This is a genomic window from Bacillota bacterium, assembly GCA_033549065.1.
In the GTDB taxonomy this organism is placed as follows: Bacteria; Bacillota; Dethiobacteria; order DTU022; family DTU022; genus JAWSUE01.
On sequence record JAWSUE010000021.1, the window covers coordinates 1 to 10636 of the forward strand.

At 41.1% G+C, this 10636-nt stretch carries 12 protein-coding genes; 7 read left to right on the forward strand and 5 right to left on the reverse strand.

Annotation, left to right across the window (positions count from 1 at the left end):
- The 4 genes from SCJ97_11125 to SCJ97_11140 form a co-directional block, all read left to right on the forward strand.
- The coding region (locus SCJ97_11125) for a hypothetical protein (GenBank protein MDW7740585.1) at positions 1–226 on the forward strand (226 nt) is incomplete at its 5' end.
- 250 nt (positions 227–476) lie between these two features.
- Positions 477–911: a lipopolysaccharide assembly protein LapA domain-containing protein gene (locus SCJ97_11130; protein ID MDW7740586.1), complete on the forward strand. Its 435-nt coding sequence runs from the start codon at positions 477–479 to the stop codon at positions 909–911.
- A gap of 29 nt (positions 912–940) precedes the next feature.
- Positions 941–1195, forward strand: coding sequence for a GlsB/YeaQ/YmgE family stress response membrane protein (locus SCJ97_11135; GenBank protein MDW7740587.1), 255 nt, complete (start codon positions 941–943; stop codon positions 1193–1195).
- Positions 1196–1260: 65 nt separating this feature from the next.
- Positions 1261–2481: a glycosyltransferase family 4 protein gene (locus SCJ97_11140; protein ID MDW7740588.1), complete on the forward strand. Its 1221-nt coding sequence runs from the start codon at positions 1261–1263 to the stop codon at positions 2479–2481.
- Positions 2482–2750: 269 nt separating this feature from the next.
- Here SCJ97_11140 and SCJ97_11145 read toward each other — a convergent pair whose 3' ends face one another.
- Entirely contained in the window at positions 2751–3368 is a 618-nt protein-coding gene (locus SCJ97_11145) for a TIGR04282 family arsenosugar biosynthesis glycosyltransferase (protein MDW7740589.1), read from the reverse strand.
- Positions 3361–4320, reverse strand: coding sequence for an arsenosugar biosynthesis radical SAM protein ArsS (gene arsS, locus SCJ97_11150; protein MDW7740590.1), 960 nt, complete (start codon positions 4318–4320; stop codon positions 3361–3363). The genes SCJ97_11145 and arsS overlap by 8 nt, the downstream gene beginning before the upstream one ends.
- An 89-nt stretch (positions 4321–4409) precedes the next feature.
- Here arsS and SCJ97_11155 point away from each other — a divergent pair, with 89 nt between their 5' ends.
- The 3 genes from SCJ97_11155 (at position 4410) to SCJ97_11165 (ending at position 7279) form a co-directional block, all read left to right on the forward strand.
- Positions 4410–5792 carry an NAD(P)/FAD-dependent oxidoreductase gene (locus tag SCJ97_11155; GenBank protein ID MDW7740591.1) on the forward strand — a complete coding sequence of 461 codons (1383 nt, stop codon included), beginning with the start codon at positions 4410–4412 and terminating at the stop codon, positions 5790–5792.
- Position 5793: 1 nt separating this feature from the next.
- On the forward strand, positions 5794–6477 hold the full coding sequence (locus SCJ97_11160) for a TIGR04283 family arsenosugar biosynthesis glycosyltransferase (protein ID MDW7740592.1): 684 nt from the start codon (positions 5794–5796) through the stop codon (positions 6475–6477).
- A gap of 238 nt (positions 6478–6715) precedes the next feature.
- Positions 6716–7279, forward strand: a complete 564-nt coding sequence (locus tag SCJ97_11165; GenBank protein MDW7740593.1) for an antibiotic biosynthesis monooxygenase — start codon at positions 6716–6718, stop codon at positions 7277–7279.
- A gap of 87 nt (positions 7280–7366) precedes the next feature.
- Here the strand turns inward: SCJ97_11165 and SCJ97_11170 are convergent, their stop codons facing one another.
- From SCJ97_11170 to SCJ97_11180, 3 genes are all read right to left on the reverse strand, one after another.
- The gene (locus tag SCJ97_11170) at positions 7367–9109 is read right to left on the reverse strand and encodes a glucose-6-phosphate isomerase (GenBank protein MDW7740594.1); all 1743 of its coding nucleotides are present in this window, start codon (positions 9107–9109) and stop codon (positions 7367–7369) included.
- Positions 9110–9137: 28 nt separating this feature from the next.
- A complete protein-coding gene (locus tag SCJ97_11175) occupies positions 9138–9806 on the reverse strand; it encodes a cyclase family protein (protein ID MDW7740595.1) in 669 nt (222 codons plus the stop codon).
- A gap of 39 nt (positions 9807–9845) precedes the next feature.
- Positions 9846–10636: glucose-6-phosphate dehydrogenase (locus SCJ97_11180; GenBank protein MDW7740596.1), on the reverse strand; the 791-nt coding region annotated here is incomplete at its 5' end.

The following is a 10636-nucleotide window of genomic DNA, read 5'->3' on the forward strand; positions in this document are numbered from 1 at the left end:
ATCCTCTGTTTTTGCAAGCCAGCCTTCAGAACAGCTAAAACAGAGTATTAACCATGTACTGGAGCAGATCGGTGAGTTCTTCAAGATTGATCGCAGTTATGTGTTTCAGTTTTCTGATGATGGCAAACAAATGAGTAATACTTACGAGAAGAGAGTATGTATAAAGATAAATTTGCAGGCAGCAGGGAAAGAGTTATTTGACATCAGGCTGATGGAAACTTTCTAAATCCATCCCGGCGAAATAATAATAAATATAGAAAAATTTGAATATTGCTAATAGATATCTTAGCATTATCCTTGTTATTATGTAAACGCAAGATAAGAAAAAAAGAGTCGGGTCAATTGTTTTTCGAATGACAGAAGGGTTGCGTCTCTTACAGATATACACCTCGCGGTAAGAGGCGCAATCTACTATCTGAACGGGAAAATTATGATCGGTTCGATTAGAGAGCTGATCATAGAAAGGAGATGCAAAAATGAGAATGATATTTCTTGTGCTGGCACTACTGTTTGGTTTGATTATTGTTGTAGCGGCGATGATTAATAATGAGGTTGTTACTGTAAATTATCTTTTTGGGCAAGTTAGCCTAACCCTTTTTATGTTAATCCTCGGTTCCGCAGTTGCAGGCGCACTGTTTATGGGTTCATTAGGTATCTTTCGCAGCATCCATAACTATGTGAATTCTCAGGGTGATCGCGGTCTTAAAAAAGAGCTGCAGAGCCGCGTAAAAACCCTGGAAGATGAGAAGAAAAAAATGGAAGACGAATTAGGAAAGCAGCAGAAAGAACGTGAAGAAGCCGCTGCGAAAGCGCATGCCAATTTAGAAGATGAAAAGAGAAAACTGGAAGATGAGTTGAGAAAACAGCAAAAAGATCATGAAGACACTGTTGCGAAAATACACGATAGCTAATAAGAACATCTAAATAAGGAGTGAAATAAGTGGGATTTTTAACATGGATAATCGTTGGTGTAATTGTTGGATGGCTGGCCGGTATTGTTGTTAAAGGTAGAGGATTTGGGTTGATTGGCAATATCGTGATCGGCGTGATTGGAGCGCTGGTCGGTGGTTGGTTGGCGGGTGCTCTCTTTAATATAAGCAATGCAATTAGCGGCTTCAACCTTACAACGATCGTTATTGCATTCCTGGGAGCGGTTCTAGTTTTATTTGTCGCCAGGTTAATTAGATTCAGATAAAAAAACCTATGAACTAATAAGAATGTAGCTGACAAATATCTGCACTGGATTAGGGAGAGTAAACTATGAATATTGGCGTCTTTACTGATAGTTTTCGTCCCTATAGCAGTGGAGTTGTTAGATCTATTGAACTTTTCTCACGTGAATACATCAAGCGCGGGCATTCTGTTTTTGTTTTCTGTCCGAATTATCCCCGCATGCAGCAAATATATGAAGAAGGTGTGTATCGCTTTGCTTCAGTGCCCTGGCCAACAATGGCCGATTTTTCGTTGCCGATTCCTATGTCTGCAAGTATCAATCAAAAAATTGAGGATCTCGGTCTTGATATTATACATGCCCACTCACCTTTCCTGCTCGGTAGGTTAGGTGCAAGGGCGGCAAGACAACATAAGTTGCCCCTTGTTTTTACCTTCCATACTCTATATGAACAATATGTGCATTATTTTCCATTCGTCAAAAACACTTCGAAGATGGTAATAAAAGCAATTGCCCGAAACTTTTCAAATAGCTGCAATGTAGTCATTGCTCCTACCAAATTGGTTGAAAACTACCTTCGAAGTATCGGTATCGAAACAGCTATTGTTAAAATACCAACAGGTATTGATATGGCTGAATTTAAAGATCTTGACAGGAACTGGTTAAGTAATAATTACGGAGTTGGATCAGACGAAAAAGTTCTCCTGTTTGTCGGACGTCTAGGTAAAGAAAAGAATGTTGTATTTTTAATAAAATCATTTCAAGAGGTATTAAAAAGTATTCCCGCTTGCCGTTTGGTGCTTGTAGGCAAAGGACCACAGGAAGGTTTTTTACGTCAGCTCTGCCGGCAGATGGGTATCGAGAATAAGGTTATTTATACCGGAGAATTGTCCCGTCAACAAATAGTCCATTGTTATGCAAGCGCAGATATATTTGTTTTTCCCTCTGTAACAGATACCCAGGGTTTGGTGATAGGGGAAGCAAAAGCTGCTGGTATTCCGGTAGTCGCAATTCGTGCCTTCGGACCGGCAGAGATGGTAAATCACAATGAAGATGGAATTCTAACCGAACTCTCACTCACCGCTTTTACCGAGGCTATTGTCAAACTTATAAGAGACAAAGATTTATACGCTCACATGAGAAAACAGTCTTTAATCAATGCTCCAATCATTTCTTCTGAACTTTGTTCAGAGCGTATGCTTGAGGTTTACCAGGATTTGATCGACCTTCGTATCTCTGCCCCGCTAAGGAAAAAACCTTACAGCAAGAGGAAGCCTGAAATTGATTACGGAATCCAACACACTGGGTGAAACATGATTTGGCAAGAAGAAAATCAAGATATTATGTTATAATTACTATCAGATATATTGGGTTAATCGAATTAACAACGATGTAAGTGAGGGGAGATGCGGTTTTGTTTACGAAGCAGGCGATGAAGACTTTTTGTTTTTCCGCGGCAACCATAACCATATCCCTTCTGATATTAGAGTTATAAATTCACCGCAGTATGTGAAATACTTCTGGATTTGTATCTGATCCGGTTAAGGCAGGTTGATAAATTCAATTTTGGAAGATAAAATTAAAGTACCCCCGTTAGATTTTCACTGGTTATCCATAAAGCTAAATCTTCAGGTTTGTCAACGTCTGCAAGGCATTTTAATTCAGTTATTCTTAAGTTCAGCCTGGCGGCAGCATCCAAGGTCTGTTGGTAAACTTTGTCGCTTCCCCAGGTAATCCCCTTAAACAGCTCTTTCTGAATTTTGCGCAATCCTATCAGGTAATAACCACCATCATGCGCCGGACCTAAAACAAGATCTGATCTGTCAAGCTCGTCAAATGCAGAGTTGATATGATCCAGTCTTAATCCAGGGCAATCGGTTCCTATGATGACAGCTTTATTTTTCTTCTCAAAAAAAGCGTCAGCCATAGCATTATTCATGCTTATCCCCAGATTAGAACCGATCTGTTCTCGGTATAGCAGATTGTTACCCAGCCATTTTTTCATCAGGTTAAGATTGCCCCCGGTAAAACGTACTTCAATCTCACCTTTGAATAAGCTGGTTTTTGTAATTGTTTGTTCTGTCATTTTGCGGTGAAGTGCTGCTGCCCCTGCTATACCCAATGTAGGTATAAGGCGGGTTTTAACCTGACCTGCTTCAGGATAGCGGGTAAATATGATTAAACGCAATTTATCCACTCGCTTTCAGTGACCCGTTACACGATGAACCTGATCCGGCTGTACAGCCAAAGCAGTGTTCGCCTGTAACGATTTTTCTATTAATTAATTTTTGGAGATTAAAAAATGAGATATTGGAAGCTTCTATATCAATCGGCTGACCCAAAGCCAGGTTAAAATCACAATCATATAACGTTCCATCCCACCCAATTGAAATTTGACTTCGACACATTAACTGTTTAAGGGTTTCCCTGTTGTATGCGTTTTTCAATAGAGCAAGGTATTCATTAAAAATACCATTCTGGCAGAGCATAACTTTAAATCGTCCAACAGGCATATTGGTCAGTACAAAAAGTTTATTAAATACTATATCGTAGCGCAACTGAAGTTCGCGACGATAGATTACTTCCAGTTCTTCCTGCAAACCTGGAAGAAAAGGTCCACCTGGGTTGAAAACAAGATCCAGTTCGAGGTTCTTTACTGTTCCATAACCCAAGGTATTCAGAAGCTTTAAAACGTCGATACTTTTTTTGAATACGTCATTTCCACGCTGTGCCCGTACATTTGATTCAAGGTAACATGGCATTGAGGCTACCAGGGTAATATTCTTTTCGCTAAAATATTCAGGCAGACCTACTTGTTGTTTTTCTAACATGGCTACCAGGTTAGTCCTCAGCTGAATTTTAACCCCTGAGGGTATTAGCCCGTCAATAAACTTTTTAAGATTAGGGTTTAGTTCAGGTGCTCCACCGGTAATATCAACGGTGCTAATTTCCTCTTTTTTGACAACGCGAATTATTTCCTCCATAACAGTCCAGGGCATAACTTCTGTTGAATTTGGGGATGCAGCCAGATGGCAGTGATTGCAGCTGAGGTTACATAATCGTCCCAGGTTAACCTGCAGACTATTCAGGTTATTACTATGTAGGTTTCCTGATATCAATCTAAAATCGTTAAACCTGTGTTTAGTCATTTATTATCTCTCTCCGTTATAGAAAACATTTTGAGTATTGAGCAATTTCATTATATAATAACATAACATCAAGCGAAGGGAAGCTGTTTATGAGAAAAGATAGATATGATCTTGCAGTGGTCGGCGGTGGCGCAGCGGGTCTGGTCGCCGGAGTAGCAGCAGGTGCTGTTGGAGCTCGAACAGCGCTGGTTGAAAAAGACGATCGCCTCGGAGGAGAATGCTCATGGACAGGTTGTGTTCCCTCTAAAGCCTTTTTACACCTATCTTCTCTGGCGCACGAATGCGGGTGCAATCCAGAAGGAAATGTATTTGATAAAGTCAGGGCTACTGTGCAGGAGGCAAGCAGGGCTTCCAAGGCAAAAGGTTTGCTGGATCGCTATGGTGTGCGAATCTATCATGGTAAACCCTCTTTCAAAGATAACCAGACCCTGATATTGGATGATAGCACAGTTATATCAGCGAAGAAATTTATTCTTTGTACAGGTTCTTCAGCCCGCATCCCGGAAATTGACGGTTTAAGTGAAGGGTATCTGACCAATCAGGAAGTCTGGGATCTACCGGATCTTCCAGAGTCTTTGCTAATCATCGGTGGTGGCCCAATCGGTACTGAGTTAGCTCAGGCCTTTCATCGGCTGGGAACAAAAGTAACTCTTTTCCAATCGCGAGATAGAGTTCTGCCCCGAGATGATGAGGAACTTGCCCGGGAACTGACCGAAATGCTTATAAATGAGGGAGTCGATATCAGACTCAACTCAAAGATAAATAAAGTTATTAAGCTTGATCAGGGCTGGACTGTTGAAACCGGCGAGGATAAACTTTACGGGCAGCACTTACTTATTGCCCTTGGACGACAGGCCAATACTGAAGGGCTGAATCTGGAAGCAGCCGGCGTTGGGCATAAAAAAGATGGCATTATAGTAAACAAATATCTACGGACTACTGCCGGTAATATATGGGCTGCAGGCGATTGCATCGGCGGTTTGCGTTTTTCTCATATAGCAGAAATTGAAGCAAAAGGCGCTGTGCGTAATGCTCTGTTCCCGTTTAAAAGCAGTGTCAATTACCAGGGAAGCCCCTGGGCCACTTTTACAGATCCGGAACTGGCCCATTTGGGTTTAACCGAAGAAGAGTGCCGTGAGCACAGCTACCGTTATAGAGTTTACTACCATACATTTGCTGGTGATGACCGGGCAATTACAGATGGAGTGGCAAGAGGGAAGGTTAAAATAATTACATCTCCTTACGGGAAAATATTGGGTGTTCATATACTGGGATCGAGAGCAGGAGAACTGATAAACGAATTTATTTTGGCCCGCAGAAAAGGGTTGCGTCTCCATGAAATAGGTTTAACTGTACATGTTTATCCTACACTTGGGATGGCTGTTCAGAGAGCAACTGACAACTGGTTTTCCGAGATCTCAGAAAAACCACTTTTTAAAAATCTTATTAAGTTAGCCAGAAGGTTAAGATAAATTGATTATTTCAGTGATTGTTCCAACCTGCAATGAAGAATCTCTACTGCCGGCCTGTCTGGAAAGCATATTGAGGGAGCCGGAGGATATACAGCTGATTGTAGTTGATGGGGCCAGTAATGATAATACTTTGAATGTAGCCCGTCGATATACTGATGAGATTATTGTCCTCGATATAGCTGATTTGTCTGCCCAGCTTAATAAAGGGGCGGAAAAAGCAGAGGGTGATATCCTGCTTTTCCTGCACGCTGATACGCGACTTACACCAGGCTGCATCAGCCGATTAAAAAAAATTCCTTCACATATTATCGGCGGTGCTTTTACCATGCAGCTTGAAGGTGATCGTTTTTTCTATCGGCTGCTTAGTCTGGGTGGCAACCTCTACTGCCGGCTGACCGGCTCTTATTTTGGAGACCGCGGTATCTTTGTTCGTAAATCCTCATTCCGGGATTTGAATGGTTTTAATGCTTTGCCAATCATGGCCGATGTTGATTTTAGCGCACGTTTGAAAAGTTTAGGGAAGACTATTTTGCTTAAAGGTCCGTTAATAAGCAGCAGCCGTAAGTTTAAAACTGAATCCCCTCTGCGAACGCTTTACCTGATTATCTACGCGCTTATTGCATTCAAGTTCGGCGTGGATCCGGGGAAGATTAAGAATAAGTATTACCATTTACCCAAGAAATAATACTTAGAGGAGAAGATCTCAGATCCGGTTGTTTTGCGTAATAACCTGTGGGAGCACGATGTAGCTCTTTTGTAAAGAGCACACCAGCTCAGCTGAAAAAACAGCGCTTGCAACTATGTCAGGTTCAAAAGAAGCCAGGCGGATTCTGGTTGTACTCGTTCTCAATGAAGAATTTGATCTAATGTATAACATTTATTTGTTGAAAAAATACATCGACAGATAATTGAGGTGATAATTATTGGAAACAGAAGGACCTATAACAGTTGTAGTGTCAAGGCGAGTTCGCCCTGGGCTTGAGAACAAATTTAGAACCTGGGTAAACGATATTGCGAAGGCTGCAGAGCATTTCCAGGGGCATCTGGGTTCAGGATACATTCGACCGGCAACAGCTGAAGGCGAACATACCATTATTTACCGGTTTGATACTGTCGAGCATTTTAATGCATGGCAGAATTCAGATGAGCGAGCGTATTGGATCAATCAGTCACGCGAATTTATAGAAGGTGAGCCACACATCGACAAGGCAACCGGGCTTGAGTACTGGTTTCACGATCCTGCCTGTTCTTATGGAACACCTCCTCCAATATGGAAGCAGGCGCTGCTTACAGAAATTGGGCTTTTCCCAACTGTATTGATTATTTCATATACTATAGGATTGTTTTTAAATGATTGGCCTCTTCCAATTCGAACTCTCGTTTTTACTATGCTGTCAGTTTTGCTTATGACTTGGTTTGTTATGCCAAACATAAGCAGAGTAGCCAGGAATTGGTTACAACAAAAAAATAAACTTATAGATAGATGATGTTAACGTAGATAGCTTTTATATTATTATGGTCTCACTTGAAGAATAAAAGTTAAAAAGTTTGATTTAATCTGCTATTTAGAAAGTTTATTGCAGCGTTTCGGTTAGTTTATCTATTGCTGCAGGCAGATCTTCAGATAGATGGAAGCGAATCACATTTCTGTTGGCATTTAAAAGAGCCTGTCTATCGCCAATTGCCTGTGCAATTTTTAGTAAACCGAAACTAATCGAATGCTGATCACTGCCAGGGCGATCAGGGATCGGAATATCATTTGGTGATTTCGACGTAAGCTGAATAAACAAGCCCTTTCCGGCATCTCCTTTATGAAGCTGCCCGGTTGAATGAAGGTAACGAGGCCCGTAATCAGTTGTAACCGCTATCTGATAAAGAGTGCTGATTTTATTCCGTAATCGTTGTAGGGCTGATTCAATATTTGGTTCAGGTTTAAGGTATGCCTGAATGGCGACATAGCTGCGTCCTTTATGTATATCTGTACCGGGATTAATATTTTGAAAAAACCCACGCCATATATCTTTAAGGTCCCCGGCAGTGAATTTTTGTGCGCCGAAATAAACCTCAATATTATCTAATCTCATATCGGGTTCCATTACATATAATTTACCAGTTTCCCTGTATTTTGTTACCATTTCATGGGCTAAAATTTTTGCTGACTCAACATCGGGTTGATCAAAGGGATTAATCCTAAGTGACCATCCGGCTACAGCTGTGGCAATCATCCAGCGAAACATTTCTCTTCCAAGACAATAAGAATTCTGTAGATTCAATTGAATTACCGGCTGACCTGATTCTATTAATCCCTTGACTTCTTTAGCATACGTGAAATCATGATCCAATCTAATACATACAAACAGACGATCATTTGCGTAGCAATTAGAATTTTTTAGTTTTTCACCATCAACAGGTAATAGACCTTTGCCTTCTTTTCCAGTGCTTTCGGCAAGTAATTGTTCCAACCACATCCCGAAGGGTTGAATATCTGGGGAAAAAATAAATGTTACTTTATCGTGCCCATTTTTGCCAAGTAAACCTAAGACTGCTCCTAATAGCGCAGCGGTATTAACATTAATAATCTGATTGTTATTGAGTCTGGCGTGATTGGAGAACTCTTCGACATTTTGAAGCAGGGTAACAATATCCATCCCTATCAAGCTTGCCGGTACCAGTCCGAAATATGAAAGAGCGGAATACCTGCCTCCGATATCAGGGTCATTTAAAAATATTTTTCTGAAATGTAGCTTCTTAGCTGTTTTCTCCAGCCCACTTCCGGGATCGGTGATGGCAATGAAATGGCGCCCGGCATTATTTGCGCCCAGAGATTGGAGGACTCTGTTATAGAAGTAATTCATCAATGATAAAGTTTCAATCGTTCCACCTGATTTAGTAGATACAATAAATAATGTTTTTTGCAGGTTTATTTTTTCTTCTTTGTCGGCAATGGCTTCTGGATCAGTACTATCGAGAATATTCAGATCGATATAACCGCTACGAACGCCGAATATTTTACGAAAAACTCCCGGAGCCAGACTTGAGCCACCCATTCCCAACAGCAGCGCCTGGTTAAAACCTTCATTTCTGATCTGTTCAACAAAAATATCAATCTCAGGTAAAGCACCCGCCATACGTTTATAGCTATCCAGCCAACCAAGCCGGTTGTTAATTTCTGTGGGTTCGTTCTTCCATAGTGTGTAATCACGTTCCCAGATTCGATTAACTACCTGTTCAGCATTTAAATACTCCAATATTTCCGTTATTGTTTGCTCAGGTATATTGTTGATTACCAGACGGTATTTATCCGGCCCAAATTTCATAATAATCACTCCTACACTAATAAGTTTATCAGGAAAGACAGATGCTGCCTGGAGTTAAAATTACTGCTCTTGCCGGCATTGCTTCAACTCCTTGCAACTTGAGGGGTAAAATGACTAAAATATATTCTCCCTGTGGAACTTCATGCAGACGCAAACCTTCTATAATCCATATTCCTGTTTTTAGTAGCAGTTTATGAGTTTCATGACAAGGTTGATTCCTCTCTATCCCTAATGTATCGATGCCTACCCCACTAATAGATTTTTCGGCCAGGAAAGCTGCACCGGATTGATCAAGATAAGTAAAATTGAAATCAAATTTTTCCTGTATGGAATTATTAGTTTTAAGTAGAATAGATTTTTCGTTCAATTCAAGTTGGTTTGAGGTCTTGAAGTCATGGAGTTTCTTTTCCAGATGTTGATCTGTTAACGGCACACCCTTCTCGACGGTAAAATCTAGAACCAAGCAGTTGGTTAAGAATTGATTAATATTCCACTTATCCGAGGCGTCTCCATCGGGATAAAGATGCAGAGGCATATCTATATGAGTTCCAGTATGCAGATCCATGTCTATCCTTGTTTCATAAACAGAGTTGTTAAGAAAATTACGGGTTTCTTTAAAAACGGGCTTTTTTTCAACTCTGTTTTTGTAGACTGTTATATCCGGGCTAATGGTCATGGAGATATCGTACAGAATCATCTGATATTACTCCTTTCTATCAGGGGGAAACAGTAGCTATCATTCCCACCAACGACGATTATCCCTACTAAGCATATCTATTGCAGCCTGTGGCCCATTGCTTCCAGGCTCATATTGATGCATAAAAGCGCCGGCTTTATAATATTGCTGATAGATGTTGTCAACTATGGACCAGGTGTATTCAATTTCATTCCATCCGGTGAATCGGGTCTTATCGCCCATTATGGCATCAGTCAGCAACCTTTCGTAGGCTTCAGGTGTGTTAAGCAGGAAGGCACATGGTTGACAGAAATCCATTTCAACTGGCACAATTTCGCCAATAGTGGCTGGCTTCTTGATATTGAACTGGAAAACCACACCTTCACGGGGTTGTACTTTCAAAGTTAATAGATTCGGTAGGTTAGTTCGGTCAGCAAGAGAACTACCCGGTAGTATGTGAGAGTCAATATTGGATGGCACCTTGAACTGGATTACTATTTTTGCTATTTTTTCTCCGAGGGTTTTTCCAGTTCTCAGGTAGAAAGGAACACCCCTCCAACGGTCATTATCAATTGCAAGTTTCAGCGCGCTAAATGTTTCAGTCTTAGAATCTGGTGAAACACCTTGTTCTGCTCTGAACCCGTGGTACTGAGCGAAAACGATTTTCTCATTGACGGGGCCTTCCGGCCAGAGTTGTATAGTCTTAAGTAGGTTTATCTTTTCAATATGCAAAGTATGTGGATTGCTTTGAGCAGGCGGTTCGATTGCTGTCAGGGCCAGCATTTGAAAGAGATGACTCTGCACCATATCGCGCACAGCTCCTGAAAGATCGTAATAACGACCACGGGTAC

Bases quoted from the DNA above. Each gene is read 5' to 3' on its own strand.
- SCJ97_11130 (MDW7740586.1), top strand. From the start codon at position 477: ATGAGAATGATATTTCTTGTGCTGGCACTACTGTTTGGTTTGATTATT.
- SCJ97_11140 (MDW7740588.1), top strand. From the start codon at position 1,261: ATGAATATTGGCGTCTTTACTGATAGTTTTCGTCCCTATAGCAGTGGA.
- arsS (MDW7740590.1), bottom strand. From the start codon at position 4,320: ATGACTAAACACAGGTTTAACGATTTTAGATTGATATCAGGAAACCTA.
- SCJ97_11155 (MDW7740591.1), top strand. From the start codon at position 4,410: ATGAGAAAAGATAGATATGATCTTGCAGTGGTCGGCGGTGGCGCAGCG.
- SCJ97_11170 (MDW7740594.1), bottom strand. From the start codon at position 9,109: ATGAAATTTGGGCCGGATAAATACCGTCTGGTAATCAACAATATACCT.
- SCJ97_11175 (MDW7740595.1), bottom strand. From the start codon at position 9,806: ATGATTCTGTACGATATCTCCATGACCATTAGCCCGGATATAACAGTC.